General features: G+C 74.2%; 29 protein-coding genes. 16 read left to right on the top strand and 13 right to left on the bottom strand.

Annotated features, from left to right (window positions below; translation table 11 throughout):
- Window positions 1-405: 405 nt before the first annotated feature.
- Window positions 406-1,197, bottom strand: coding sequence for an inositol monophosphatase family protein (locus A8711_RS19465; protein WP_069089009.1), 792 nt, complete (start codon window positions 1,195-1,197; stop codon window positions 406-408).
- Window positions 1,194-2,027: a DUF5919 domain-containing protein gene (locus A8711_RS19470; RefSeq protein WP_051611420.1), complete on the bottom strand. Its 834-nt coding sequence runs from the start codon at window positions 2,025-2,027 to the stop codon at window positions 1,194-1,196. The genes A8711_RS19465 and A8711_RS19470 overlap by 4 nt, the downstream gene beginning before the upstream one ends.
- Before the next feature lie 228 nt (window positions 2,028-2,255).
- Between A8711_RS19470 and A8711_RS19475 the strand changes: the two genes are divergently transcribed.
- The 8 genes from A8711_RS19475 (at window position 2,256) to A8711_RS19505 (ending at window position 5,916) form a co-directional block, all read left to right on the top strand.
- Complete coding sequence (locus tag A8711_RS19475; protein WP_043331086.1) at window positions 2,256-2,510, top strand: hypothetical protein; 255 nt, start codon at window positions 2,256-2,258, stop codon at window positions 2,508-2,510.
- Window positions 2,501-2,863: a hypothetical protein gene (locus tag A8711_RS19480; protein WP_244206187.1), complete on the top strand. Its 363-nt coding sequence runs from the start codon at window positions 2,501-2,503 to the stop codon at window positions 2,861-2,863. Before A8711_RS19475 ends, A8711_RS19480 begins: the two co-directional genes overlap by 10 nt.
- Window positions 2,860-3,933: an FAD-binding oxidoreductase gene (locus A8711_RS19485; protein WP_233607756.1), complete on the top strand. Its 1,074-nt coding sequence runs from the start codon at window positions 2,860-2,862 to the stop codon at window positions 3,931-3,933. Before A8711_RS19480 ends, A8711_RS19485 begins: the two co-directional genes overlap by 4 nt.
- The gene (locus A8711_RS19490; protein WP_043329425.1) at window positions 3,933-4,259 is read left to right on the top strand and encodes a DivIVA domain-containing protein; all 327 of its coding nucleotides are present in this window, start codon (window positions 3,933-3,935) and stop codon (window positions 4,257-4,259) included. The genes A8711_RS19485 and A8711_RS19490 overlap by 1 nt, the downstream gene beginning before the upstream one ends.
- A gap of 35 nt (window positions 4,260-4,294) precedes the next feature.
- The gene (locus tag A8711_RS19495) at window positions 4,295-4,645 is read left to right on the top strand and encodes a DUF2203 domain-containing protein (protein WP_018785307.1); all 351 of its coding nucleotides are present in this window, start codon (window positions 4,295-4,297) and stop codon (window positions 4,643-4,645) included.
- Window positions 4,646-4,653: 8 nt separating this feature from the next.
- A complete protein-coding gene (locus tag A8711_RS32620; RefSeq protein WP_198033323.1) occupies window positions 4,654-4,815 on the top strand; it encodes a hypothetical protein in 162 nt (53 codons plus the stop codon).
- Window positions 4,812-5,006, top strand: a complete 195-nt coding sequence (locus tag A8711_RS32625; protein WP_069089010.1) for a hypothetical protein — start codon at window positions 4,812-4,814, stop codon at window positions 5,004-5,006. Before A8711_RS32620 ends, A8711_RS32625 begins: the two co-directional genes overlap by 4 nt.
- A 106-nt stretch (window positions 5,007-5,112) precedes the next feature.
- Window positions 5,113-5,916, top strand: coding sequence for an SGNH/GDSL hydrolase family protein (locus tag A8711_RS19505; protein WP_043329427.1), 804 nt, complete (start codon window positions 5,113-5,115; stop codon window positions 5,914-5,916).
- Window positions 5,917-5,988: 72 nt separating this feature from the next.
- On the opposite strand, the gene A8711_RS19510 is transcribed toward A8711_RS19505, so the two are convergent.
- On the bottom strand, window positions 5,989-6,477 hold the full coding sequence (locus A8711_RS19510) for a glutathione peroxidase (protein ID WP_064445204.1): 489 nt from the start codon (window positions 6,475-6,477) through the stop codon (window positions 5,989-5,991).
- 143 nt (window positions 6,478-6,620) lie between these two features.
- On the opposite strand from A8711_RS19510, the gene A8711_RS19515 reads away from it, so the two are divergent.
- The 4 genes from A8711_RS19515 (at window position 6,621) to A8711_RS19530 (ending at window position 11,487) form a co-directional block, all read left to right on the top strand.
- Window positions 6,621-8,255 (top strand): glycosyl hydrolase family 18 protein, encoded by a 1,635-nt coding sequence (locus tag A8711_RS19515; RefSeq protein ID WP_069089011.1) that lies wholly within the window; start codon window positions 6,621-6,623, stop codon window positions 8,253-8,255.
- 173 nt (window positions 8,256-8,428) lie between these two features.
- Window positions 8,429-8,944: a hypothetical protein gene (locus A8711_RS19520; protein WP_069089012.1), complete on the top strand. Its 516-nt coding sequence runs from the start codon at window positions 8,429-8,431 to the stop codon at window positions 8,942-8,944.
- A 57-nt stretch (window positions 8,945-9,001) separates the two neighbouring features.
- On the top strand, window positions 9,002-10,408 hold the full coding sequence (locus tag A8711_RS19525; protein ID WP_064445207.1) for a class II 3-deoxy-7-phosphoheptulonate synthase: 1,407 nt from the start codon (window positions 9,002-9,004) through the stop codon (window positions 10,406-10,408).
- A gap of 59 nt (window positions 10,409-10,467) precedes the next feature.
- On the top strand, window positions 10,468-11,487 hold the full coding sequence (locus A8711_RS19530; protein ID WP_069089131.1) for a low specificity L-threonine aldolase: 1,020 nt from the start codon (window positions 10,468-10,470) through the stop codon (window positions 11,485-11,487).
- Between the two features lie 43 nt (window positions 11,488-11,530).
- On the opposite strand, the gene A8711_RS19535 is transcribed toward A8711_RS19530, so the two are convergent.
- Both A8711_RS19535 and pknB read right to left on the bottom strand, forming a co-directional pair.
- Window positions 11,531-12,400 (bottom strand): deoxyribonuclease IV, encoded by an 870-nt coding sequence (locus A8711_RS19535; protein ID WP_176722844.1) that lies wholly within the window; start codon window positions 12,398-12,400, stop codon window positions 11,531-11,533.
- Window positions 12,397-14,382, bottom strand: coding sequence for a Stk1 family PASTA domain-containing Ser/Thr kinase (pknB, locus tag A8711_RS19540; RefSeq protein WP_064445208.1), 1,986 nt, complete (start codon window positions 14,380-14,382; stop codon window positions 12,397-12,399). Before pknB ends, A8711_RS19535 begins: the two co-directional genes overlap by 4 nt.
- Window positions 14,383-14,524: 142 nt before the next feature.
- Between pknB and A8711_RS19545 the strand changes: the two genes are divergently transcribed.
- The gene (locus A8711_RS19545; protein WP_043329433.1) at window positions 14,525-14,905 is read left to right on the top strand and encodes an Rv2175c family DNA-binding protein; all 381 of its coding nucleotides are present in this window, start codon (window positions 14,525-14,527) and stop codon (window positions 14,903-14,905) included.
- Window positions 14,906-15,041: 136 nt separating this feature from the next.
- Here the strand turns inward: A8711_RS19545 and A8711_RS19550 are convergent, their stop codons facing one another.
- Together A8711_RS19550 and A8711_RS19555 are read right to left on the bottom strand one after the other, a co-directional pair.
- Window positions 15,042-16,124: a polyprenyl synthetase family protein gene (locus A8711_RS19550; RefSeq protein WP_043329435.1), complete on the bottom strand. Its 1,083-nt coding sequence runs from the start codon at window positions 16,122-16,124 to the stop codon at window positions 15,042-15,044.
- A gap of 9 nt (window positions 16,125-16,133) precedes the next feature.
- Window positions 16,134-17,561, bottom strand: a complete 1,428-nt coding sequence (locus A8711_RS19555) for a helix-turn-helix transcriptional regulator (protein WP_069089013.1) — start codon at window positions 17,559-17,561, stop codon at window positions 16,134-16,136.
- Window positions 17,562-17,780: 219 nt separating this feature from the next.
- On the opposite strand from A8711_RS19555, the gene metF reads away from it, so the two are divergent.
- Window positions 17,781-18,698, top strand: coding sequence for a methylenetetrahydrofolate reductase [NAD(P)H] (gene metF, locus A8711_RS19560; RefSeq protein ID WP_064445210.1), 918 nt, complete (start codon window positions 17,781-17,783; stop codon window positions 18,696-18,698).
- Window positions 18,699-18,742: 44 nt separating this feature from the next.
- Window positions 18,743-19,432: a CDP-alcohol phosphatidyltransferase family protein gene (locus tag A8711_RS19565; RefSeq protein ID WP_064445211.1), complete on the top strand. Its 690-nt coding sequence runs from the start codon at window positions 18,743-18,745 to the stop codon at window positions 19,430-19,432.
- A 161-nt stretch (window positions 19,433-19,593) separates the two neighbouring features.
- Here A8711_RS19565 and A8711_RS19570 read toward each other — a convergent pair whose 3' ends face one another.
- From A8711_RS19570 to A8711_RS19595, 6 genes are all read right to left on the bottom strand, one after another.
- A complete protein-coding gene (locus A8711_RS19570) occupies window positions 19,594-21,081 on the bottom strand; it encodes an NAD(P)/FAD-dependent oxidoreductase (protein WP_069089014.1) in 1,488 nt (495 codons plus the stop codon).
- Between the two features lie 12 nt (window positions 21,082-21,093).
- Entirely contained in the window at window positions 21,094-22,221 is a 1,128-nt protein-coding gene (locus A8711_RS19575) for a glycosyltransferase family 2 protein (RefSeq protein WP_069089133.1), read from the bottom strand.
- Window positions 22,218-23,024, bottom strand: a complete 807-nt coding sequence (locus tag A8711_RS19580; RefSeq protein ID WP_069089015.1) for a carotenoid biosynthesis protein — start codon at window positions 23,022-23,024, stop codon at window positions 22,218-22,220. Before A8711_RS19580 ends, A8711_RS19575 begins: the two co-directional genes overlap by 4 nt.
- Window positions 23,025-23,143: 119 nt before the next feature.
- Window positions 23,144-23,698: a GNAT family N-acetyltransferase gene (locus tag A8711_RS19585; RefSeq protein WP_043329442.1), complete on the bottom strand. Its 555-nt coding sequence runs from the start codon at window positions 23,696-23,698 to the stop codon at window positions 23,144-23,146.
- A complete protein-coding gene (locus A8711_RS19590) occupies window positions 23,695-24,423 on the bottom strand; it encodes a monooxygenase (RefSeq protein ID WP_069089016.1) in 729 nt (242 codons plus the stop codon). The genes A8711_RS19585 and A8711_RS19590 overlap by 4 nt, the downstream gene beginning before the upstream one ends.
- Window positions 24,420-24,908: a YbaK/EbsC family protein gene (locus A8711_RS19595; protein ID WP_043329446.1), complete on the bottom strand. Its 489-nt coding sequence runs from the start codon at window positions 24,906-24,908 to the stop codon at window positions 24,420-24,422. Before A8711_RS19595 ends, A8711_RS19590 begins: the two co-directional genes overlap by 4 nt.
- Before the next feature lie 509 nt (window positions 24,909-25,417).
- Here A8711_RS19595 and A8711_RS19600 point away from each other — a divergent pair.
- Entirely contained in the window at window positions 25,418-25,924 is a 507-nt protein-coding gene (locus A8711_RS19600) for an SAV_6107 family HEPN domain-containing protein (protein WP_069089017.1), read from the top strand.
- The last annotated feature ends 144 nt before the right edge of the window (window positions 25,925-26,068 follow it).

A 26,068-nucleotide genomic window follows, 5' to 3' on the forward strand; every position in this document is an offset into this window, starting at 1 on the left:
GCTCACCGGAGAAAGTCACGACAGGCCCTCGTGACCTGTGTGGGATCGTTCTGGTGCCACTCAATCAACAGCGGCTGATGCCCTGAGGACCGGAATGGAGCCGATCTTCTGGGAGCTGAGGCTTTCCCAGCCTCACCGGAAGTTGAGCCTTGTCCGGGTTGGACTTGATGACGCGAGCGCTGCGCCAAGCGTCATGCGCCGTAAGCCGTTCTGCGGCCCGCTTGGCTCCAACGAAGTCGGGGATGCGCCCGTACGCGCCAGGGGGTAGCGCCTGAGCAGCCTGTTCCAACCGTGACCAAATGGTCTCACGCACCTCGCATTTCGCCTCATCGATGTCCATGTGGCCCCCTCACGACGACGTCAGAGCGAGCGCCCAGGGCGACCTCTGCCACAGTCGTCATCGGCTCACGCCGTCTCGTTCTCCCGCAGGTGCGGCAACATCTGACCGACCAGCCCAGGGGTGATCGCGAGGGTAGTCGTCGACTCGGCGCTGTACTCGGCCCCACTGATGTCGGCGACGACGGCTCCCGCCTCACGGGCGATGGCCACCCCGGCTGTCATGTCCCAGGTGTGGTTGGAGAGGGTGATGGCGGCGTCGATCTTCCCCTCCGCCAACCAGACGAGATCCACTGCGGCTGATCCACTCATTCGCACGCGCTGCACCGTCGCGGCAAGCCGCGCCATAAGTGCCAGCCGGATCCGATTCTTGTTCGCGGCATCCGCTCCGACGGCGAAATCGCCGATCCCTACGACGGCTTCGTCCAGGCTGGTGGTGTCGCTCACCTTGACCGGATCGCCGTTCGCGAATGCCCCACAACCTTCGGCGGCCCAGTATCGAGCACCGAGGAAGGGTAGGTCCACGACGCCGAGGGCTGGACGTGTTCCGTGGAGTAAGCCGAGGGAGATGCCGCACAAGGGGATACCGCGCACGAAATTGATCGTTCCGTCGACCGGATCAAGCGTCCACTGCAAATCCCCGGTGCCGCTGACTCCCTCCTCCTCCCCGAGGAAGGCGATGCCGGGTGTCGCATCGCGCAGGAACGATCGAAGGTCTCGCTCAATCGCGTAGTCGACATCCGAGACGAGATCGCGGTCGCCTTTACTGGTAGAGGTGACCGGTGCCTGGCGGCGCATGAAGGTGGCTGCCCGACCAACAGCATCGAGGGCGACCGGCAGCAGCTCACGGTACGAGGTCACAGTTGCCGGCTCCGCTCCCACTGAGAGTCGAAAATCTGCTCATACACCGGATACAACCCCGTCGTGGGTTCTCGGCGTCGCATCACGAAGGTCGGAGAGTCGACCCCTCGGCTCGCGGGCAGGTATGCCTGGGCAAGGCAGAGGTCGTCGATGAGGAGCACGTTGAACCGAAGCGTCTCGTCGTAGAGGGCGAGCTGCACGTTGCCGTACAGGTCGCCCGACAGGCGGTCACGCACCCGCAACATCGTCTCGATGTTGAGCTTCGTCAGTGCCGCGAGCTGGCCGGCCGGGAAGCTCTCCTCACGTTCCCTGGCTTGGATCGCCGAGCCGTCAGGATCCAGGAACAGGCATCGGACCTGTGCGCCGCCTTCGATGAGCTGACGCCAGCGGTGATCGGGGTAGTGCTGGCACAGCAGGTTCAGGGAGAGTCCCATCGCTCGAACCTTTCGGGCGCCGTCCAGGATGCGATCCGCAGGCAGGTGCGCAGAGAGCTCTGCCCGATTGCGGAAAACCGCCGTGACGTCCGCTATTGAGGTGCCACCGTTCCCTTCCGCCTGGATATCGGCAGCACCTTGCCGCAGCTCGGCGGCATCTGCCAATCCCAAGCCTGACCGGAATCGCCGATGAACCTCGTTCCCCGCCCGCGCGAGCGCGGTGTCGAGCGCGGCCTGGATCTCCGGTCGAGGTTGCACCGCCTCCCGGCCGGCCTCCCACTTCGAGACGGTGCGCTCGCTGACGCCGAGGTGTTCGGCGAAGTCGCGGATGCTCATCCGCAGCGCGTGCCGCAGCATCCGGGTCTCCCGGCCGGTCCACTTCTGCACGGTCGTCATCGGCTCGCCTCCGAGTGCGTCGAGACCGGCTGCCAGCAGCTTAGCGACTCGACTTCAGAGCTGGTACAGCGCAAGTGCAGAGCGTAGTCGTACCCGATGAGCCGCAAGCTGGCGAGGGTGGACGCATGGCCCGGGGCGGGTGCTGGGCTCCGGCGGGGCGTCACCCGAGCGCGTCCGCCGTCCCCGCCCGCCCCGGTGCCGCTCCGACTCTCGACGGAAGGGCTCTTCATGGCGGCGGTGCTGGACGACTTCCCGGTGTTCACCCCGGTCAGCGACGAGGACGTGGCGTTGGCCGTACGCGCGGTGGCGGTGCATGTGCCGGAGCGGTGGCCGGCGGGTCCACTGTGCCGCAGTGAGCGGGTCCCGCATCCGTGCCGGCTGGCCCGCTGGGGCCGCAGCACATTGCAGGCGGCCGGGCTCACCGAGGAGCGCGTGGACGAGTTGGTCGCCGCCGGCGACCCGGGCGCCTGGCCGTGGGCGTGACCGGGCTCGGGGCGTACCCGACGGAGAGCTGGCCCGGGTCGGCGGCGGTGCGTGAGGCGGTGGCCCGGTGGCTGCGGCTGGTGGCGGCGGACGCGGAGCTGGCGCCGTACCTCGTCGGGGTTGATCGGGCCCGGCTCGCCGGACACCTGGCGCTCACCCTCACGGTGGCGCTCGGCGGACCGGCGGGCGACATCGCCCGGCCGACGGCCGAGGCATGGCGCGGCCTGGGCCTGACCGAGGCGCAGCACCGCCGCGTGGTCGACTACCTGGCCGGGGTGCTCTGGGCGCTCGACGTGCCGGCAGGCTCGGTGACAGCGGCCCGGCGGGCCTTCTCGGACGAGGCCGGCTGGTGACCGCCGCCCTCGCCGCGTCGTGGTCCGTCACCATGCGGTACGCCCGCGAGGCAGCCGACCACTTCTGGTGCGCGGTCGAGGAGCGCTGCCCCGGGACGCTGCCGGAGCGGGAGGCGGCGGTGTTCCTCGCCGCATTCGGACGGCTGGTCAGCGGTGGCGACGACCCGGCCGGTCGGGCGGCGTTGTTGACCGTGCTCGGCCGGGCCTGTCGCCGCTACCGGCTGCTGCCGCACCAGCTCACCGTCGAGGCCGCGCTCGTCGCGACGGTGTCCCGGCAGGCGAGGTTGACACCGGAACTGGTGGCGGCCTGGGCAGGGGCCGCCCGGCGGGCCACGGCGGCGGTGAGCCGTGCGGTCGAGCAGGCCGACGACGGCCCGCCCTGGTGGCCGGCGCAGGTCGTCGACCACGACCGGGCCGCCGACGGCATCGCCGTGGTGACCGTGCGCCCCTGGCGCCGCCTGACGTTCCGGCCCGGCCAGGCGCTGCCCGTCTGCGCCGAGCGCCGGCCCGGCTGGTGGCGCTGGTACTCGCCGGCCAACGCTCCGCGCGCCGACGGCACCATCGAACTCCACGTCCGTGCCGTCGCCGCCGTCTCCCGCACGCTCGTGCACCGGGTACGCCCCGGTGACCGGATCTGGCTCGGCCCGCCCCGGTCGACCGGCCTGACCCTCGACCCGGCGTCGAAGGCGGGCCTGCTGCTCGTCGCCGGGGGGACCGGGCTGGCGCCGCTGCGCGCCCTGGTCGAGCAGGTCGCCGCCGCGCCGGCCGGTCGCCGGGTCACAATGGTGGTCGGCGCCCGTACCCTCGCCGACCTCTACGACCCGATCAGCCTCGACAAGCTTCAGAGCAGCAACGACTGGCTGACCGTCGTGCCCGCGTTCTCGCACGATCCGGTGGCGGAGGCGGGAGAGCAGGGTGATGCGCTCACCGTCGCGCTCGACCACTGGCGACCCGGCCAGGAGGTCTACCTGTGCGGGCCACCGTTGATGGTGGCCGGGTCGCGGCTGCGCTTGCTCGCCGGTGGGGTGCCGGCCGAGCGGATCCACCTGCCCGACGGGTTCGGCGTCTGATGGGCGTCTATCACAGCCGCAACGCGCTGGCCGGCCCGCTCACCGCGGACCGGCTCAGCGCCGTCGAGCTGCCCCGCACGTCACTGGGGCGGCGCGGTTACCGGACCGACGACGTCGACGCGCTGTTGCACCGGCTCGTCTACGAACTGGGGGAGCGGAGCCGGCTGCTCGATGACGCCCGGGACGAGAACGACCGCATCAAGCGGGCCCTGCGCGCCTGGCAGGCCGAGGTGCGAGAGGCTGCCGGTGTCGTCTGGTCTCCCGCGGCCATTCCAGGCGCACCGTCCCGTCCCGGCCCCGACGGTCGACGTGCGGGTGAGCGGTGACCCGGACGACACCGGTCGTGCCGCATACTGGCCCGGTGTTCACTCTCGCCCAGGCGCGACACCTGGTGGCCACGCTGCGGCCGCGCGTCGACGAGCTGATCCGGCTGCGGGCCGACCTGGCCGAGCTGCGTGTCGATCTGGCCGACCACGGCGTCAGCGCGCTCGGCGGGCTCGCCGAGGTGAAGGCCCTGGAGGCGCGGCTGCACGTGGTGGTGGACGAGTTCCACCAGCACGACATCGCGGTCAAGGGGATCGCCCCGGTGCTGCTCGACTTCCCCGGTGAGCGCGACGGCCGGGCGGTGCTGTGGTGCTGGCTGGAGGGGGACACCGACATCCGGTGGTACCACCGGGTCGAGTGCGGATTCGCCGGCCGCCGTCCGGTCTGAGCCGGCCTGTGGGTGACGCGCGCCAGGCGGTGCCGTCCGACGCCGACGAGCTGGTGCGGCTGCGCGGGCTGATGCTCGCCGGAATGAGCGGCGCGCCGACGCCGCCGGGCCGCTGGCAGGACGTGGCCCGGGACAATCTGCGCGCCTGGCTGGCCGAGCCGGACCCGTGACTGGCCGCAGCGCACTGCTGGCCTGGTTCCGGGACCGGGGCGTGCGCCGGGTCGACCTGCGGGCCTCGGCGGCCGGCCGGCCGCTCTACCGTGCCCTGGGTTTCCGGGAGACCGCCGACCCGGCGATGCGCCTGACGTTCCCGGCGGAACAATCCTTCATCCTGCTCCGCGAGGCCGGCAACGATTTGTAGGCGTAAGTCGCTATGCGCGCTGAACCGCAAATCGGTGATCTTCCATGCGCTGTGATCTTATTGATATCTATCTCTCACCACCACTTCACGCCCCCAGGAGTGCGACGTGCGGAGATCCCGTCTTGCCACCCTCGCCCTGACCCTGGCCGCCTCGGTCGGGGTCACTCTGTCTCTGGCCGCCCCCGCCCAGGCGGCCCCGTCCGACCGCTACGTCGCGCTCGGCGACTCGTACGCCTCCGGCGTCGGCGCCGACAGCTACACGTCCGAGAGCGGTAACTGTCTACGCAGCACGAACGCCTACCCGGCGCTCTACAACGCCAACATCAAGCCGGCGTCGTACCGATCGGTGGCCTGCTCCGGCGCCACCACGGCCGACGTCATCAACAGCCAGCTCTCCGCGCTCTCCTCGACCACCACGCTGGTCAGCGTCACCGTGGGCGGCAACGACGTGGGCTTCGCCAACATCATGAGCACCTGTGTGCTCCAGGGGGAGACCCAGTGCGTGGCGGCCGTGCAGTCCGCCATGAACGTGGCCCGCACCTCGATGCCGGGCCGCCTCGCCAACGTCTACAACGGCATCAAGAGCCGCTCGCCCTCGGCCCGCGTCGTGGTGGTCGGCTACCCGGTCTTCTACCAGCTCGGCACGACTTGCGTCGGTCTCAGCGCCACGTCCCGGGCGAAGATCAACGAGGGCATCAACCTGCTCGACGACATCACCCGTACGGCCGCCGTCTCGGCCGGCTTCAAATTCGCCGACGTCCGCTCCATCTTCGTCGGCCATCAGCTGTGCAGCGGCGGGACCAAGTGGCTGCACGCGCTCAACGTGCTGAGCCTGAGCAAGTCGTACCACCCGACGGCGGCCGGGCAGTCCGGCGGCTACTACCCGGTCTTCCGGTCCGCCGCCGGCTGACCCGGTCCGCGGCAGCGGCACGCCTCCCCGCGGGGGCGTGCCGCTTCGCCGTGCCCGGCGGCGGTGTGACCGTCAGGCCGGCAGGACCTTCTCGATCGCCGCGCGCAGCTCGGGCGAGTCCGGCGTGACCTGCGGGGCGAACCGGGCGGCCACTGTCCCGTCCGGGGCGACGAGGAACTTCTCGAAGTTCCAGCGCACGTCGCCGGTGTGCCCCTCGGCGTCCGGCGTGGACACCAGTTCGGCGTAGAGCGGGTGCCGGTCCGGCCCGTTGACGTCGACCTTCTCCGTCAGCGGGAACGTCACGCCGTAGTTGACCTGGCAGAACTCCTCGATTTCGGCGGCGCTGCCCGGCTCCTGGCCGGCGAACTGGTTGCACGGCACCCCGAGCACCGTGAGCCCGCGCCCGGCGTACGTGTCGGCGAGTTCCTGAAGGCCCGCGTACTGCGGGGTGAGGCCGCAGCGGGAGGCCACGTTGACCACGAGCAGGGCGCGGCCACGGTAGCGGCCGAGGTCGGCCGGTCCGCCGGTGAGGGCGTCGATCTGGACGTCGAAAACGGTCATGTGACGAGGCTACGGGCCGTCACGCGGACCGTACCGCGCCACCCGTGAAATCGACGCATCTACATCTTGACGAAGTGGTGACGGCGTGAGTAGCGTCTCAGCAATCAATTTGGAAACTTTCCTAACTATTGGAGGGACGCCGTATGAAGAGATCGCTCCGCCGGGCCCTGTGGGCCACCGGCGCCGTGGTCGCGCTCGCGGTCGCCGCGGTGCCCATGACCACCGCGTCGGCCGCCGGCAGCGTCACCGCCACCTTCGCCAAGGTGCAGGACTGGGGGACCGGCCACGAAGGGCGGGTGACCGTCACCAACGGCACCAGCTCCACCGTCAACGGCTGGCGCATCGAGTTCACGCTGCCCTCCGGCACCTCGATCAGCAGCTCCTGGGACGCCGACATCACCCGCAGCGGTGACCGCTACGTGGCGGTCAACAAGAGCTGGGCCGCGACGCTCGCCCCGGGCGCCAGCTTCAGCTGGGGCTACAACGGCACCGGCGGCTACAAGGCGCCGGTGAGCTGCACGATCAACGGCGGCACCTGCACCGGCGGCGGCACGCCGACGACCACCGCGCCGACCACGGCGCCGCCGACCACCGCGCCGCCCACCACGGCGCCGCCGACGACCGCCCCGCCGACCACGCAGCCGCCCACCACGCCGCCGCCCGGCGGCAAGAAGGTCGTCGGCTACTTCGCCGAGTGGGGCGTCTACGCCCGCAACTACCACGTCAAGAACATCCACACCAGCGGCTCGGCCGCGAAGCTCACCCACATCCTGTACGCCTTCGGCAACACCACCGGTGGCCGGTGCAGCATCGGGGACAGCTACGCCGACTACGAGAAGGCGTACACCGCCGCGGACAGCGTCGACGGCGTGGCCGACACCTGGGACCAGCCGCTGCGCGGCAGCTTCAACCAGCTGCGCAAGCTGAAGAAGATGTACCCGAACCTGAAGGTCCTCTGGTCCTTCGGTGGCTGGACCTGGTCCGGCGGCTTCACCCAGGCCGCGCAGAACCCGGCCGCGTTCGCCGACTCCTGCTACTCCCTGGTCAAGGACCCGCGCTGGGCGGACGTCTTCGACGGCATCGACGTCGACTGGGAGTACCCGAACGCCTGCGGCCTCCAGTGCGACAGCAGCGGCCCGAACGCCTTCAAGAACGTGGTCTCGGCGCTGCGGAGCAAGTTCGGCTCCAGCTTCCTGGTCACCGCGGCGATCACCGCCGACGGCAGCAACGGCGGCAAGATCGACGCGACCGACTACGCGGGCGCCGCGACGAACCTCAACTGGCTGATGCCGATGACGTACGACTACTTCGGCGCCTTCAACGCCCAGGGGCCGACCGCGCCGCACTCGCCGCTCTACTCGTACTCGGGCATCCCGCAGCAGGGCTTCTGGTCCGACGCGGCGATCCAGAAGCTGAAGTCCAAGGGCGTACCGTCCAGCAAGCTGCTGCTCGGCGTCGGCTTCTACGGACGCGGCTGGACCGGCGTGACCCAGGCCGCGCCCGGCGGCAGCGCCACCGGCGCGGCCCCCGGCACCTACGAGGCCGGCATCGAGGACTACAAGGTGCTCAAGAACAGCTGCCCGGCCACCGGCACGGTCGGCGGCACCGCGTACGCCAAGTGCGGCAGCAACTGGTGGAGCTACGACACCCCGGCGACCATCGGCGGGAAGATGAGCTACGCCAACAGCCAGGGCCTCGGTGGCGCGTTCTTCTGGGAGCTCTCCGGTGACACCAGCAACGGTGAGCTGATCGGCGCCATCAAGGGCGGTCTCGGCTGAGCCGAGGGCCGACGCACCACCCACCCGGCGGGGAGGGGCCGTACCGGCCCCTCCCCGCCCGCGTGCCGCCCTGGCCGCGCGCGCCGATCCGGGTCAGGATGGGGAGTCACCCGGCCGCGCGGGCCGGGTGTGGCACACTCGCCGCTCGACGAGTCCACGCGACGGGAGGACCGATGGATCGCAGCCACCGCGGCCGGTTCGCCGCGCTCGCCCTCGCCTTCGCGCTCACGCCGGCGCTGGCCGCCTGCGGCTCCGGCCCAGACGGCGCCGCCACCGCGCCCAGCGGCCGGGCGCCCGCCGAGGAGGCGGCGGCCAAGAGCCGGGAGCGCGTGCAGGCGTACCTCGACGCGCTCACCGCCCGCGACGCCGACGCCGGCCGCAGCCAGCTCTGCGCGCCCATGCACGCCGCCTTCGACGCCGCCGCCACCGGCCCGAACGGCGACTTCGCCGACCACTTCACGGTGCCCGACGCGACGATCACCGACGTCCGCTCCGGCCCGAACGGGCAGGAGGTCAGCGCCTCCGTCACGGTGGCCGCCGGATCTCGCAAGGCCACCCGGTCCCTGCTGTTCACGGTGACCCGTAACGGGGCGGACTGGTGCATCTCCGGCGAGGTTCCCGGCGACCGCACGGCCGACCCGTCCGAGCCGCCGCCGGCGGCGCGGCCCTCGCCGGTCTCCTCCCAGTGACCGGAACCATGCCCCTCGGCGGCGAGTGATCGCGACGGTCGCCGTACGCTTTCCTCCATGCGCCATGAGTGGCATCAGCTGAGTCACCCCGCCGTGGGCAGCCCTGGCCTGCAGACCAGCCGCCCGACCGCCGACTCCGCCGAGGACGCGGCCCTCGGCCTCGACCGATGGCGGGAGCTGCCGCGCGCGCAGACCCCGCCGTGGGACGACCCGGCCCAGGTCGCCGAGGTCTGCCGGGTGCTGGACACGGTTCCCTCGGTGGTCGCGCCCTACGAGGTCGACCAGCTGCGGCAGCGGCTGGCCCTGGTCTGCGAGGGCAAGGCGTTCCTGCTCCAGGGCGGTGACTGCGCCGAGACGTTCGCCGACAACACCGAGAGCCACCTGCTCGCCAACGCCCGCACGCTGCTCCAGATGGCCATCGTGCTCACGTACGGCGCGTCACTGCCGGTGGTCAAGGTGGCCCGGGTGGCCGGCCAGTACACCAAGCCCCGGTCCCTGCCGACCGACGCCCGGGGGCTGCCCGCCTACCGCGGCGACATGATCAACTCGCTGGAGGCCACGCCGGAGGCGCGGGTCGCCGACCCGCAGCGCATGATCCGGGCGTACGCCAACTCGGCCGCCGCGATGAACATGCTCCGGGCGTACCTGGCCGGCGGCCTGGCCGACCTGCACGCCGTGCACGACTGGAACAAGGACTTCGTCCGGCAGTCCCCGGCCGGGGAGCGCTACGACGCGATCGCCCGCGAGATCGACCGGGCACTGGCCCTCATCCGGGCCTGCGGGATGACCGACGACGAGGCGCTGCGCACCGTCACGCTCTACTGCTCGCACGAGGCGCTGGCGCTGGAGTACGACCGGGCGCTGACCCGGATCTCCGACCACAAGGCGTACGGCCTGTCCGGGCACTTCCTCTGGATCGGCGAGCGGACCCGGCAGATCGACGGCGCGCACATCGACTTCATCTCCCGCATCGCCAACCCGATCGGCGTCAAGCTCGGCCCCACCACCACGCCGGACGAGGCGATCGAGCTCTGCGAGAAGCTCAACCCGGACAACATCCCCGGCCGGCTCACGCTGATCAGCCGGATGGGCAACCACCGGGTACGCGACGCGCTGCCGCCGATCGTGGCGAAGGTCACCGCCGCCGGCGCGAAGGTCGTCTGGCAGTGCGACCCGATGCACGGCAACACGCACGAGTCCTCGAACGGCTACAAGACCCGGCACTTCGACCGGATCGTGGACGAGGTGCTCGGCTACTTCGAGGTGCACCGCGGCCTCGACACCCACCCGGGCGGCCTGCACGTCGAGCTGACCGGCGAGGACGTCACCGAGTGCCTCGGCGGCGCCCAGGGCATCGAGGACCTCGACCTGCCCGACCGGTACGAGACCGCCTGCGACCCCCGGCTCAACACCCAGCAGTCGCTGGAGTTGGCGTTCCTGGTGGCGGAGATGCTCCGTGGCTGACGCGAGGAGTGAGCTTGCGAGCCCCGCAGTCGGCAGCCGAAGGGATGACAGTGGCTGAACTGATCGATCTGCGGACGGACACCGTGACCCGGCCGACGCCGGGGATGCGGGAGGCGATGGCCGCCGCCGAGGTGGGCGACGACGTCTACGGCGAGGACCCGACAGTCACCGCCCTGGAGGCGGAGGTGGCCGCGCTGTTCGGCCACGAGGCGGCGCTGTTCGCCCCGAGCGGATCGATGGCCAACCAGATCGCGCTCCAGTTGCACGTGCCGCCCGGCGACGAGTTGCTCTGCGACGCCGACGCGCACGTGGTCACGTACGAGGTGGGGGCCGCCGCCGCGTACGGTGGGATCTCCTCGCGGACCTGGCCGGCGGTGGGAGCGGAGCTGGACCCGGACATGGTCGCCGGGATGATCCGGCCGGACGGCTACTTCGCGGTGCCCACCCGCGCGATCGCCGTGGAGCAGACCCACAACCGGGGCGGCGGCGGGGTGATCCCGCTGCCGACGCTGCGACGCATGCGCGAGGTCGCCGACGAGCACGGGGTGGCGCTGCACTGCGACGGCGCCCGGATCTGGCACGCGCACGTCGCGGACAGGGTGCCGCTGGCCGGGTACGGGGAGCTGTTCGACACGCTCTCGGTGTGCCTCTCCAAGGGCCTCGGCGCGCCGGTCGGCTCGCTGGTGGTGGGCAGCGCGGAGAAGATCGCCCGCGCGCGGGTCCTGCGCAAGCGGATGGGCGGTGGCATGCGGCAGGTCGGCATTCTTGCCGCCGCCGGCCGGTACGCGTTGGCGCACCACGTCGAGCGGCTCGCCGAGGACCACGCGAAGGCGGCCCGGCTGGCCGAGGCGGTCGCCCCGCACGGGGTGCTCGCGTCGGTGGTGCGGACGAACATCGTGCCGCTGGACCTGACCAAGCACCCTCTCGACGCGCACGCGCTGGCGGCGGCCGCGCGGGAAGCCGGTCTGCTGATCTCGGTGCTCGGCCCGCGTACCGCCCGGTTGGTGACCCACCTGGACGTCACCGACGAGCAGATCGACAGCGCCGCCACCATCCTCGACACCGCCCTGCGCGCCTGACCCTCCGGCAACGCCGTGGCGAGGGCGGGAGGAAACGGCTGTGTCAGGGGCGCAGGCGTTTGAGGGCGGCGATGTCGGCGGCGTGGCCGACGTGCTTCTCCGTCGGGGTCTCCACCAGCACCGGTACGCCGGCGGTCGCCGGATGGCGCATCAGCTCGGCGAACGCCGGTTCGCCGATGGTGCCCTTGCCGATGTTCTCGTGCCGGTCCCGGGTGGAGCCGCACAGGTCCTTCGAGTCGTTCGCGTGCACCAGCCGCAGCCGGTCGGCGCCCACCGTGGCGACCAGCGTGTCGAGCGTGGCGGTCATGCCGCCCTCGGCGGCCAGGTCGTGCCCGGCCGCCCAGGCGTGACAGGTGTCGAAGCAGACGCCCAGCATCGGGTGCCGGTCGACCGCGTCGAGGTAGGGGCCGAGGTGCTCGACCCGGGACGCCAGTGACCGGCCGCCCCCGGCGCTCGGCTCGACCAGCAGCATCGGCCCGCTGGTGGCCGCAGTCTCGTCGAGCAGCGGGAGCAGCGACTCCCGGACCTGCCGCAGGGCCGCCTCGGCGTGCCCGGCGTCCACCGAGCTGCCGGCGTGGAACACCACGCCCTCGGCGCCGATCGCCCGGCCCCGCCGCAGCGCGTGGGCGAGCGTCTCCGCCGACCTGGTGACCGTCGCGGGGGTGGGGGAGCCGAGGTTGACCAGCAGCGACGCGTGGATGAACACGGGCAGGCCACGCTCGGCGCAGCCGTCGCGGAACAGCGCGTCCTGCGCCGGGTCACCGGCCGGCAGCGCCCAGCCACGCGAGTTCGAGACGTAGACCTGCACCACCTCGGACTCGGCCGCATCCGCGTACGGCAGGGCCGCCCGCGCCAGGCCACCGGAGGTGGGGGTGTGCGACCCCACCGGCCGGCACCCGTTCGCCGCGCTCACAGGCACGTCACAGTGATCGTGGTGCCCGGCGGCACCGGCGTGTTCTCGGCCGGGTTCTGGATCCGGACGATGCCGTTCGGGTTGAGCTGGATGTTGACCGGGAAGCCCTGGCTCTCCAGCGTCTGCTTGGCCTGCTGGCAGGGCATGTCGACCACCCGGGGCACGGCCACCTGCGGCGGGCCCTTGCTGATCTCCAGCTTGACCTGGGCGCCCTTTTCCACACCGGTGCCGTCGGCCGGGCTCTGGCCGAGGATCTCGTCCTTCGGCTTGTCGGACTCCTTGACGTTCTCCACCGGCTTGAGCCCGAGCCGCGCGAGGATGGCGCGCGCCTCGGTGAGGCTCTTGCCGACCAGGTCGGGCACGCTCACCGGAGCGCGGCCCTTGCTGAGGATCAGCGTCACCTTGGCCCCGGGCTTGACCTCAGTGCCCACCTTCGGGTCGGTGGCCAGCACGACACCCGCCGGCAGCGCGTCGTCGTAGCGGGAGCTGCCCTTGGCCGCGACCAGGTTGAGACCCTCCAGCTCCACCTGGGCGAGCGCGAAGTCCTTGCCCACCACGTCCGGCACCGGCAGGCGCTCCGGACCGAGCGACAGGGTCAGCGTGATCGTGCCGCCCTTGACGATCCGGGCGGCCGAGCCCGGCGCCTGCCCGAGCACGGTGTCCTTCGGGACGTTCTCGTCGTACCGGGGGTCGGCGTAGCGCAGCGTGAAACCACCGCGCTGGGCCTGCGCCTCCGCCTCGGCCTTGGTGAGGCTCACCATCTGCGGCGCGACCGTGTAGCGGCCCACGCCGAACCACCAGCCGCCGACGGCGGCGACCAGGCCGAGCACCACGACCGCCGCGGCGACGGCCAGCCGGCCGCGCGGCGAACCCATGATCCGGGTACGCAGGGCGGCGAACCGGGCGCCCACCCCCTCCGGTTCGGCGGCGCGTCGGCGGTGCGGGCGCTGCGTGGCGGCGCCCTCGGGCAGCCGGGCCCACGACGGGCGCTCGATCGGCTGCAGCGCGGCCACCACCTGCGTCGGCTGGCTCAGCACCGCCGTGTCGTCGCTGAGCTGACGCAGGACAGTGGTGTGCGTGTGCGGGTTGCCCAGTTCCTCGCGGGCCGCCTGCACCTCGGTCAGCAGCGCCGCGGCGTCGGCCGGACGGGCGGCCGGGTCGCGCCGGGTGGCCCGGGCGACGAGCGCGTCGACGGCCGGCGGCAGCGCCGGAACCAGCGTGGACGGGGCCGGCACGTCCCGGTCGACATGCTGCCAGGCGACCTCCACCGGGCGGTCGCCGTCGTAGGGCACCCGGCCGGTGAGCATCTCGAACAGCACGATGCCGGCCGAGTAGACGTCGGTGCGCGGGTCGGCGTGGCCCTGGGTGACCAGCTCCGGCGCCACGTACGCCACCGTCGCCATGAGCTGGTTGCCGTTCTCGTCCTCCGCGCTCGCCTCGACGGCCCGGGCCAGCCCGAAGTCGGCCACCTTGACCACGCTGTCGACCAGGTCGCGGCTGCCGCCGGCGGGCACCTCGGCGACCAGGACGTTCTCCGGCTTGACGTCGCGGTGCACCAGGCCGGCCCGGTGCGCGGCGGCGAGCGCGGCGAGCACCTGCTCGGTGATCGCGAGCGCCTCGTCCGGGTTCAGCCGGCGGCGCTCGGCGAGCACGTCACGCAGCGTGCGGCCGCGCACGTACTCCATCACCAGGTACGGCAGGCCGGCGTGGATGCCCTGGTCGTAGACCGCCACCACGTTCGGGTGGGTGAGCCGGGCGATCGTCTTCGCCTCGTCGGTGAACCGCTCGACGAACCCGGCCATCCGGGCCCGGGCCTGCGGCGCCTGGGTCGGGTGAATGATCTTGACCGCCACGGTGCGCTCCAGGCGCTCGTCGGTGGCGGTGTACACGGTCGCCATGCCGCCACGGGCGACGCGACCGCGAATGCGGTAGCGCCCCTCGATCAGCGAGCCCAGCAACGTGTCGGCGACCTGTGTGTCCATCGGCAGGCAGTCTATGTGTCGGAAGGGTGAACGTAGAACAGGATGCTACCGCCGGGTTGGGACACCGGTGGCCCGGCGCGCTCCGGCGCAGGTCGGGGGGTGCCGTGCACCGGATCCGGCGGGCACGTGGCAGGGTGGTCGGGTGACCGATTCCGTACCCGCCGAGACCGGCGCCGACCTGGCCGGACCGGCCGACCCGGCCGGCTGGCTGACGCTGCCCGACGTGGCCGAGCGCCTGGACCTGTCGATCAGCAAGGTGCACCAGATGATCCGCGACCGCGAGCTGCTCGCGGTGCGCCGCGACGGCGTCCGCCGCGTCCCGGCCGACCTGGTGGCCAACCGCACCGTGCTCAAGCACCTGCCCGGCGTGCTCAACCTGCTCGCCGACGCCGGGTACGACGACGAGGAGGCGCTGCGCTGGCTCTACCGGGAGGACCCGTCGCTTCCCGGCACCCCCGCAGTGGCCCTCGGCGGCGACCTGGCCCGCGAGGTCAAACGCCGAGCCCAGGCCGTGGCCTTCTAACCCACACCCCACCCACCCACCCACCCCCACCCACCCCGTCGATCATGAAGTTGGCGGCGAAGTCGATCTCCAAAAGTGCCGCCAACTTCATGATCGACCGCTTCGGAGGCGGGGGACAGCGCGGGGGGAGTGGTTGTCAGGCGGGGCGGCGGGTGGCGGCTATGGCCAGGTCCACCAGCGCCTGGCGGGCCTCGGTGTCCAGGTCGACGGCGGTGAGCGCGGCCAGCGCGCTCTCCGTGAGCGCGGTGATGTGCCGTTCGGCACGCTCCAGCGCGCCGCTGGAGGTGATCAGCTCGCGCAGCCGGTCCACCCCGGCCGCGTCCAGGTCCGGTACGCCCAGCCCGGCCAGCAGCGCCTCCCGGCCGGCCTCGTCGAGCGTCTCCAGGGCGGCCGCCACCAGGTACGTCCGCTTGCCCTCGCGCAGGTCGTCACCGGCCGGCTTGCCGGTCAGCTCCGGGTCGCCGAACACGCCCAGCACGTCGTCGCGGAGCTGGAACGCCTCACCCAGCGGCAGCCCGTACGCGGAGTAGGCGGCGTGCACCTCGGGCGGGGCGCCGGCCAGCGCGGCGCCCAGCAGCAGCGGCCGTTCGACCGTGTACTTCGCCGACTTGTACCGGGCCACCTTGGCCGCCCGGTCGAGCGAGGTGTCAGCGGTCGCCTGGGTCAGCACGTCCAGGTACTGCCCGACGGTCACCTCGGTGCGCATCTCGTCGAAGACCGGCCGGGCCCGGGCCACCGTCGCCGGCGGCAGGCCGGAGGAGTGCAGCAGCTCGTCGGACCAGACCAGGCACAGGTCACCCAGCAGGATCGCGGCCGAGTCGCCGAACGCGTCCGCGTCGCCGCCCCAGCCGGCCGCCCGGTGCCGGGCGGCGAACCTGCGGTGCACCGCCGGCTCGCCCCGCCGGGTGTCCGACCGGTCCATCAGGTCGTCGTGAATCAGCGCGCTGGCCTGCACGAACTCCAACGCGGCCAGGGCGGCGACGACCTGGTCGGAGTCGACTCCGCCGGCGCCCCGGTAGCCCCAGTAGCCGAACGCCGGGCGCAGCCGCTTGCCGCCGCCCAGCACGAACGCCTCGATCGCCTCGGCGACGGGCAGCAGGCCGTCGTCGACGGCGGTCAGCCAGCCGCGCTGGCCGGCCAGGAACTCGGTGAGCGCCTTGTCGATCCGCTGACGCAGGCCGGCACGGTCGACGGGGGAAACGGGAGCAGCGTGGGTCACGCCACGACGCTAGCGGTTCGGGCCCGCTCCCGTCGTGCCGCCGTCCCGGCGTGCCTCGCAGCTCACCGGCGGCGACGGCCGCCACGGGTGCCGTGACGGCAGGTACGGACGGGTCGCCGCGAGCAGCCGTGCGTACCCCCGGGTCGCCGGTCCGGGCGGACGGCGGGCCAGCCCGCGGCGGAACTCGGTGAGCTGGCCGACGGCCCGGGGCGAACCGGAGCGGACCGCGTCGAGCAGCGCCTCGCCGGCCACCGCGCACGCCTCGGGCTCCGCGCCGAGCCCCAGGTGCGCCCGGGCCAGCCAGCCGCCGTACACGGCGGAGCGGCGCGGGCGGCCCGGCGCTGTCACCACGGGCGTCAGCAGCGGCACGGCCGCGGCGGCCCGGCCCAGCGCGACGAGCGTGCGCCCGGTCATCGCGGCCAGCTCGGCGGCGTCCAGCCAGTAGAGCCACTGCGGCTCCCGGCCGGGCTCCGGCGGCCCGGCCCGGTCGGCGCCGGCCAGCGCCTCACCGGCGGCGCGACGCCGCCCGCCGAGCGCGGCGGCGAGGGCGACCCGGTGCAGCAGCAGCGCCCGCAGCCCCGGGGAGGCGGTGGCGCGGCTGGCCGCGTACCCGATCCGGGCCAGGACCAGCGCGCCGGCCGCGTCACCGGCGTCGGACAGCAGGTGGCTGGCCGACCCGAGCACGTGCCCGGCCAGCGGCGGCTCCCCGGCGGCCACCGCGGCCCGCAGCGCCAGCCGGTAGGCGACCAGGCCGCCGGTGAGGTCGCCGGCGTCGGCGGCCAGCCACCCGGCGAGCTGCGCCGACTCGGCCAGCGACGGCAGCATCCGCCGCCGGCCGGCGGGCCCGGCGCGCCGGTAGCCGCGGACCGAGCGGCGCAGCCGGCGGGCGCCGAGGCCGGCGAGGTCGCCGCCACCGAGGAGGTCGTCCCAGCGGCGCAGCGTGGCCAGTGACGCCCCGTCCGCCGGGTGCCCCCGGACGGGGCCGGCGCGGTCGGCGGCGCGGGCCGGTCCGTACCCGTCGCCGGTGGCCGGTCCGGGGACCGGCGGTGTCGCCGGGCCGGTGAACGGACCGGCCAGCGTGCCGCCGCCCGGGTCGGCGGCCCAGCGGTGCGCCAGGGTGAGCAGCGCCAGCCGGGCCCGGGACCCGGCCGGGTCGACGGCCACCGGCGTCACGCCGAGCCGGCGGCTGCTGGCGGCGGCCCCGGCGAGCAGCTCGCCGGGCACGCCCAGGACCGTCGCCAGCCACGCGGACCAGAAGTCGCCGGGGAGCCGGAGCTGGCGCTCCCAGCGGGACACCTCGTGCCGGGTCAGGGTGGGCACGCCGGAGGCGGCGCAGAGCTCGGCGGCGAGGCGCTGCTGGCTCCAGCCGCGGGCGGCCCGCAGCTCGGCCAGGAGCGGCCCGAGCAGCCGCGGACCGGGCGGCCAGGACGGGATCATGGTGACCTCCGGGGGCGACGGCGTGAAATGGCGACGCGGACGTCCGGCTGGCGCCGGCGCGTCACAGTCGTGCGACCCCCGCGCGGGCCCCCGGGACGGCCGTCGGCCGCCCCACCGCGCTGTGGTCTTTCTACCCCCGGGGTACGACGTCGCGCCGCGAAGTGTTCGCGGGCTGGGAAGACCCTCGGTAAGCCGTGCGCTCCCGGCTACAGTCGGTCCGTGGCGCTCGGTCTTCCCTCGGTCCTCCCCAATCCCCAGCCGGCCATCGGGGAGCTGATCCGTGACGGCCGCCCCACCTTCTCCTTCGAGTTCTTCCCGCCGAAGACACAGGCCGGGGAGAAGCTGCTCTGGCAGGCCATCCGCGAGCTGGAGTCGCTGCGCCCCTCGTTCGTCTCGATCACCTACGGCGCGGGCGGCTCGACCCGCGACACCACGGTGGCGGTGACCGAGCGGATCGCCACCGAGACCACGCTGCTGCCGATGGCGCACCTGACCGCGGTGAACCACTCGGTCGCCGAGCTGCGGCACGTGATCGGCCGGCTGGCCTCGGTCGGGGTGCGCAACGTGCTGGCCGTGCGGGGTGACCCGCCGGGCGACCCGGGCGGCGAGTGGATCGCCCACCCCGAGGGCGTCCGGTACGCCGAGGACCTGGTCCGGCTGGTCCGCGACAGCGGTGACTTCAGCGTCGGCGTGGCCGCCTTCCCGTACAAGCACCCGCGTTCGCCGGACGTGGACAGCGACACCGCGTACTTCGTGCGCAAGTGCCGGGCCGGCGCGGAGTTCGCGATCACCCAGATGTTCTTCGACGCCGACGACTACCTGCGGCTGCGTGACCGGGTGGCCGCCACCGGCTGCGACACGCCGATCCTGGCCGGGGTGATGCCGGTGACCCAGATCGGCACCATCGAACGCTCCGTGCAGCTGTCCGGCGCGCCGTTCCCGCCGGCGCTCGCCGAGCGGTTCGAGCGGGTGGCCGACGACCCCGAGGCGGTCCGCCGCCTCGGCGTGGAGCAGGCGAGCGAGATGTGCGAGAAGCTGCTCGACGAGGGCGTGCCGGGGATCCACTTCATCACGCTCAACCGGTCCACCGCGACCCGCGAGGTGTGGCAGCGGCTGCGCGCGGCCGCACGGGTGTGACCACCCGCCACACGACACCCGCGCCGTGCTTCTACGGTTGATCCGTGGTGGGCACACAGCTGAACTGGGACCAGTACGCGACCGCGTGGGCGCGGCTGCACGGCGGATTCGATCCGCGTACCGCCGCGCCGGTGGTGCGTGCCTGGCTGCGCTTCGCCTACCACGTGGGCTACGTGCTGGGCCGGCTGCGCGTCGGCCCCACCCCGGTGACCGTGTTCGGGGTGCTGCTCTGCTTCTGCGTACCCCTGTTCGCGGAGCGGCCCGGCGACGGACCGTTCCTGGGCGCGCTGTTCGTGCTGCTGGCGGCGGTGGCCGACAGCGTCGACGGCGCGGTGGCGGTCGCGACCGGCCGCACCACCCGGCTGGGCTACGTCTACGACTCGGTCGCCGACCGGCTCGGCGAGGTGGCCTGGCTGATCGCGTTCTGGCTGCTCGGCGCGCCGGGCGCGCTGGTCGCGGCGGCCGGGGGCCTGTCCTGGCTGCACGAGTACGTGCGGGCGCGCGCGGTGTCGGCGGGGATGCGGGAGATCGGCGCGGTGACGGTGGGGGAGCGGCCCACCCGGGTCAGCGTGGCGCTGGTCGGGCTGCTCGTCGCCGGGCTCACCGGGCTGATCGACGCCGACCTGACGGCCGGCACCATCACCATGGCCACCACGGTGTGGGTGCTGCTCGCCGGATTCGGCCTGGGTCAGTTGCTCTCCGCCGTCCGCCGCGCCCTGGTCGACGCGGGCTGACCGCCGCGCCCGCGCCCGCGCAGCCCCGCCGCGCCCGCGCCCGCGCAGCCCCGCCGCGCCCACGCGAGGCGGGCGGCGGGCGGCGGGCGGCGGGCGGCGCGCGTTAATAAGGGGCCCTTCCTCTACCGGAGGCGTTAACAAGGGGCCCTTCCTTACACCCCTCACCAGGCGGGGCCGACCGCCTCGGCGACGATCTCGGCGGACATCGTGACCATGGGCAGCCCGCCGCCCGGGTGGCTGGAGCCGCCGACCAGCCAGAGCCCGGCCGCCGGGCCCCGGTTGGCCGGGCGCAGCAGCCCGCCCGCGGTGCCGTAGATCGCCCCGCCCGGCGCGCCGGTGGCCGCGTCCAGGTCGGCCGGGGTACGGATCTCCCGGAACACCAGCCGGTCCCGCACGTCGGCGCCGCGCTCGGCCAGCACGTCGAGGATCCGGTCCGCGTACGCCTCGGCCAGGCCCGGCCGCCGCCAGTCCACGGCGCTCGCGGCGGTGCCGTGCCGGGGCGCGTTCACGAGCACGAACCACGCCTCGTGGCCGTCCGGGCGGACCGCCGGATCGTCGGCGGCGGTGACGAACACGGTCGGGTCGGGCGCCGGGCGGGCCCGCACCCCGCGACCCGGGTCGCCGAACACGGCGTCGAACTCGGCGTCGTAGTCGCGGGGGAAGAACACGGTGTGGTGGGCCAGCCCGGAGTCGCCGCGTACGCCCAGCAGCAGCACGAACCCGGCCAGGCTGCGGTCGGTGAGCGCGGCCAGCCGGCGCGGGTCGGGCAGCAGGTCCCGGTAGACGGTGAGCGCGTCCACGTTCGCGACCACCACGTCGGCCGGCACCGGCGCGGCCGACCCGGCCACGCGTACCCCGTGCACCCGCCCGCCCGCGGCGTCGATCCGGGTGACCGCGGCGTCGGTGCGTACCACCACGCCCAGGTCCAGGCAGCGCGACAGCAGCGCGTCGGCGAGCGTGCCCAGCCCGCCGCGCAGGTACCAGCCGCCGTACGCCAACTCGGCGTAGGGAACGGCGACGAGCGCGGCCGGGGCGCGGCGCGGGTCGGCGCCGGTGTACGTGGCGTACCGGTCCAGCAGCATCCGCATCCGCGGGTCGGACAGGTGGCGGCGGCCCAGCCCGCGCAGGCTGCGGCCGGGGCCGATGGCGGCCAGGTCGCCCAGCCGCCAGGCCAGCGCGGCCAGGTCGCGGGGCGAGTCGACGGTACGGCGCAGGATGTCCCGGTGTGAGGCCGTCCACACCCGGCCGGCGCGCCGCCACAGCCCGCGCCAGTCGGCGGCGGACCGGTCGCCGAACGCGGCGCCGATCCGGGCGGCGAACTCGTCCGGGTCGGCGCAGGAGTCGAGCGCCTGTCCGCCGCCGGGGAAGACGTGCCGCACGATCGGGTCCAGCGGGACCAGGTCCAGGTATTCGTCGAGCTTCGCGCCGGTCGCCTCGAACAGGTCGTGGAAGACCTGCGGCAGCGTGAACAGGCTCGGCCCGGTGTCGAAGTGCCACACCCCCTCCGGGGTGTGGTGGGCGTACCGGCCGAGCTTGCCCCCGACCGTGCCGGCCCGTTCGAGGACGGTGACCTCGTGCCCGGTGACCGCGAGCCGGGCGGCGGCGGCGAGCCCGCCCACCCCGGCGCCGATGACCACGATGCGCGCCATGGCGTGCCCCTCCTAGGTGACCGGGCGACCCCGCCAGGTGAGCCGGTGTCGCTTCCGCAGATGGTACGACCGGACGGTCAGCCAACCGAGGACCACGACCGACACGGGGTGTGCGAGCGCGTCGGGCCACGCCCGTCCGCCGGTGGCGCGGGCGCTGACCACCCGCCCGGCGACCCCGGCCAGGTAGGCCAGGACCGCCACGGCGGCCACCGCCGGCGCGCCGGCGAGCAGCGCCCCGAGCGCCAGCAGCGGCGGCGCGACGTAGAGCGCGAACAGCAGCGCCAGCACGGCCGCCGCGGCGGCCGGGTGCCCGAACGTCGCCCACAGCGACTTGGTGTAGCCGTCGCGCAGTTGCGGCCAGGTGTCGTACATCCGGCAGGACGCCAGCCGGGACCCGTCGGCGAGCGCGATCCGCCCGCCGGCCCGTTTCACCGCCCGGGCCAGCTCGATGTCCTCCAGCACCTTGTCGGCCACCGCCGCGTGCCCGCCGGCCCGCAGGTAGCCGGCCCGGTCCACGACCAGGAACTGCCCGCCCGCCGCCGCGAGGGACGGCCGCCGCGAGCGTTCCATCGCGCGCAGCGGCAGGAACGTCAGCCACAACCACTGCAGCAGCGGCTGCGCCAGCCGGTCGGCCACCGTCCGCACCACGATCCGGGGGTACGGCGACAGCAGCGCCGCGTCCGCCGCGCGCAACTCGGTCACCGCCGCCGCCACCGCGTACGGGGTGAGCACCACGTCCGCGTCGACGAAGGCCAGCACCGCCGGCTCCGGGGCGGTCCGGGTGGCGAGCTGCCAGCAGGCGTGCGGCTTGCCCAGCCAGCCCGGCGGCGGGGCGACGCCGGTGAGCAGCGTGAGCCGGGGATCGTCACCGGCCACCGCGCGGACCACGTCGGCGGTGCCGTCGGTCGAGCCGTCGTCGAGCACCACGATCCGCAGGTCCGGCACGCCGCGCTGGGCCAGCAGCGCGCGCAGGCACGGGGTGACCCGCTCGGCCTCGTCGCGCAGCGGCAGCAGCACCGCCACCGGCTCGGTCACCTCGGCCGGGCCGGCGGCCGGGCGGCGCAGCCAGGCGTACGCGTTGACGATCGTGTGCCCGGTGAGCGCGGCGACCGCCACGGCCAGCGCGAGGGTGGCGATCATGCCGGGGCGTCGACGCGCGGCGCCGGCTCCGGCGCGGCGGCCCGGTCCCGGCGGGCCCGCCACAGCGTCACCGCCAGCGGCACCGCCGCCACCGCCATCCCGGCCGCGCCCCACAGCGCCGACGCCGGCAGCCGCAGGAACACCGCGTGCGCCAGCACGCTGGAGGCGTACGTCCAGAGGTAGAGCGCGAACATCGGCGCGTCCCGGCCGTCGGTCCGGTCCACCGACGGACCGGCGAGCGGGCGCAGCGCGACCGCGAGCAGCACCGCGAAGCCCAGCCAGCCCAGGTAGTTGCTGACCGGGATGCCGGGCAGCCCGGGTAGCGCCGGGGTGGCGTCACGCCAGGTCCAGTAGCCCTCGGCCACCATCTGCGGGTCGAGGAACAGGTCCCACGCGGCCAGTCCGACCGCCGACAGCGCGATCCGGGCGAGGCGGGAGCGGACCAGCCGGACCGCGGTGAGCCACGCCGGCCAGGCCATCCAGGTCCAGGCGAGTGGGATGATCAGCGGCACCCCGGCCAGCTTCGGGCCCAGCTCGCCGGAGTAGTCGTAGGTGCCGAACGGGAACCCGGTGGCCACGCCGATCGCCTCCACCGCGAACCCGCCGCCGGTGACGACCGCGACCAGCGCGGCGGCGGTACGGACGCCGCGGGTGAGCAGCGCGTGGCCGACCGAGAGCAGCCAGCCGAGCACCACTGTGGCCACCGTGAGCCCGGCCCGGGTCGCGCCGCCGGTGAGCGGGTAGCAGATCTGGGCGAGGATCAGCGCGGCCAGCAGCGCCCAGGGCAGCCGGGCCGCCCTCATGCTGTACCGCCTTTCGTTCGCGACTGCGGGGCTCGCAAACCCGGCTCACTCCTCGCGCTCACGGTGCCGCCCTTTCGTTCGCGACTGCGGGGCTCGCAAACCCGGCTCACTCCTCGCGCTCACGGGGCGTCCGGCGGGGGCAGCGGCAGGTCCCGGCCGAGCACGCCGAACGGCCGTTCGTCGCCGGGGAAGTGGAAGTGCCGCAGGACGTCGACGAAGCCGAACCGGCGGTACAGCCGCCAGGCCCGGGACTTCTCCTCGTCGGCCTCCGGCGTGGACAGCAGCGTGGTGTCGCCCTCGGCCACGGCGAGCAGCGCGCGCAACTGGCGGGCGCCCAGGCCGTGCCCCTGCGCGGGCGGGCGGACGTGCAGTTCGACCACCTCGAACGGGTGCGCCAGCCAGCGCTGCCGGTCCCGCGCGTTCAGCGCCCGGTGCACCTGGTCGTGCCACCACTGCCCGGTCGCGCCCCGGTAGCCGTACCCGAAGCCGGCCAGGTGGCCCTCGGTGGTGAGGCTGGCGACGGCGCGGAAGCCGGGCCGGCGTACGTGGGTGGCGATGTAGCCGCGGCGGGCCTCCAGCAGGTCGGGCCGGTAGCCCATCGCCTCGCCGTAGACGGCCACCACGTCGTCCAGCCGCCGGACCAGGTCGTCCGGTGTCCACCGCACCAGCCTCATGCGTACCCTCTCGCTGTTTCCGGGCCGCCCTCGTCGGCCCAGCCGAGCACCGTGCGGTCGCCGACCACGTCGCCCACCGCGAACCGCGCGAACAGTTCCTCCGCGTACCAGCCCTCGGTGGGGGTGCGGGTGATCGCGGCGCGGTGCTCGGGGGAACGGTACGCGAACGCGACCAGGTCCGCCGGGTCGCGCCACACGCTCACCGTGCCCTGCCAGCCCAGCGGCGCCTCGCCGACGCCGAAGCGGGCGAGCAGGCCGGGCGCGGCGTGCAGCTCGGTGGCGACCGGCGGGATCGCCCGCCAGAACGTGGCCGCCCGGCGGGCCCGCAGCCGGGCCCGGGTCAGCGCCAGCACCGGCCCGGTGACCCGCCCGCCCGACGGCGCGCCGAACGGCTCCCGGCCGGACCACCGGCCGCGGCTGGTCAGCGGGCGCAGGTCGACCCGTACCGCGGCGCGGGCGATCCGGGCCCAGGAGCGGGCGACCGGGGAGGCGTCGAAGCCGGCCGCGTCGGCGGGGGAGTCCCAGACCACGAGCGCGGCCCACCGGGTCAGGTCGGCGTCGCCGGGGCCGAATCCGGTGCCGGTCCCGGTGCCGAGCAGCTTGGCGAAGCGGACGCCGGGCAGGCGGCGCAGCCGCGCCGGGTGGGTGGCCATCCGGGCCGGCACACCGGGTACGGCCCGTCGGGGCACACGCCACACGTGCAGCGTGACGAGTTCGGGGTTCACGCCACCTCGGCCGGCGCGCCGGCGGTGATCCGCAGCAGTTCCGCGTACGTGGTGGGGAACACCGCCCGGGGTACGCCGCCGGCGGCCCACACCTCGTCGTACCCGGTCAGGGCGGTGTCGACGACGGTGCGCAGCGGCGCGGGGTGGCCGACCGGGGCGACGCCGCCGATCACCTGCCCGGTGTGCTGCTTGACGAACTCCGGGGTGGCCCGGCGCAGCCGGGTCACGCCCAGCGTGGCGGCCAGCCCGGCGGTGTCCACCCGGTGCGCGCCGGAGGTGAGCACCAGCAGCGGCGCGCCGTCCGCGTCGAAGATCAGCGAGTTGGCGATGGCGCCGACGGCGACGCCGAGCGCCTCGGCCGCGGCGGCGGCGGTGTGCACCGCGTCGGGCAGCAGTCGGACGAGGCTGGCCTCGCCCGATCCGTCCCGCGCGCCCGCCTCGTCGAGCGCGCGCTGCACCGCCTGCACGTTCGGGTGTGGCTGCATGCCCCCATTCTTCCCTCACCCCCGGTCCGGCCCCGCCGGGGGCCGTGGCCCTCCCGTGTGTCCCCGGCGCGTCACACGTTGCGTTTTCGTCGGTAGGGAGGTGTACTGTCAGGGTAGTTAGAACGAGTGTTCGATTCGGTTAGAGCGGATAGCGGCTCAGCTCCCCGGCTGGCCCGGCTCCGGTCCGACCGGTCGGGCACCCGTCGAACGCTCCGGAAGCGGTGTTTCGCGGCACCGGCTTCCGGGAGGTGCGGCACCGCGGGCCGCACCGGGTTCGGACAGTCGCGAGTCCGGGCCCGTCAGGCAGGTCGTCGCCCGCCGCCCACGACCCCCGGGCGGCGGGCGACGGACCCGCCGGCACGCCGGCCGGGGGTGGGTGTGGGGAAGCGTCCACACCCGGCCGGCCACCTGAAGGTGCGTCTTCCTCCGCACCGACCGCTCCGGGCGACCGGGCGACGGTTTCCCCGTCGCGCGACCGCCCGCCCCGGCCACACGCGGAGGAGAGACCCATGCCGACCAGTCCGGCCCAGGCGCCCACGGTGCCCGCGCACGTGCTGCCGCACCGCACCCCCGCCCAGTTGCTCGCGGTGGCCCGCGACGGGCTGGCCGAGGCCGCCCGCACCCGTCCCGACGGTCTCCGGTACGCCGCCGCCCACCTCGCGGCGCTGCGCGCCGCCGCCGCAGTGCTCGCCGCCCGGGCCCGTCCCGCGCCCACCCGGCGGAACCGGATCACCAGCGTCTGGGTGCTGCTCGCCACCGTCGCCCCCGAGCTGGACGAGTGGGCCGCCTACTTCGCGGCCGGCGCGAGCAAGCGGGCCGCCGCCGAAGCAGGCATCCCCCGCGTGGTCACCGCCCGGGAGGCCGACGACCTGCTACGCGCCGCCGAGGAGTTCGTGACAGTGGTGGAGACCGCGCTCGGCCTGGCCCACCAGCCGGCGCTCGACGGCCTGCCCCGGCCCCTGCGGCGCGGCGCCTCCGACTCCCCGCCGTCGCGGCCCGGAGCGGCAGCCGCCTGATTCGTGGCGCCCGGCCACCACCGGCGGGACCCCGGGTGGCCGGGCGCCGCACCAACGGCACCACGTGCCGCAGCACCGACACGATCCACAGCACACGATCCACAGCACCATCCACGGGCGGGCCCGTGGCGGAAACACGACGGG

The sequence above is a fragment of the Micromonospora sp. II genome (assembly GCF_001709195.1).
GTDB lineage: Bacteria > Actinomycetota > Actinomycetes > Mycobacteriales > Micromonosporaceae > Micromonospora > Micromonospora chalcea.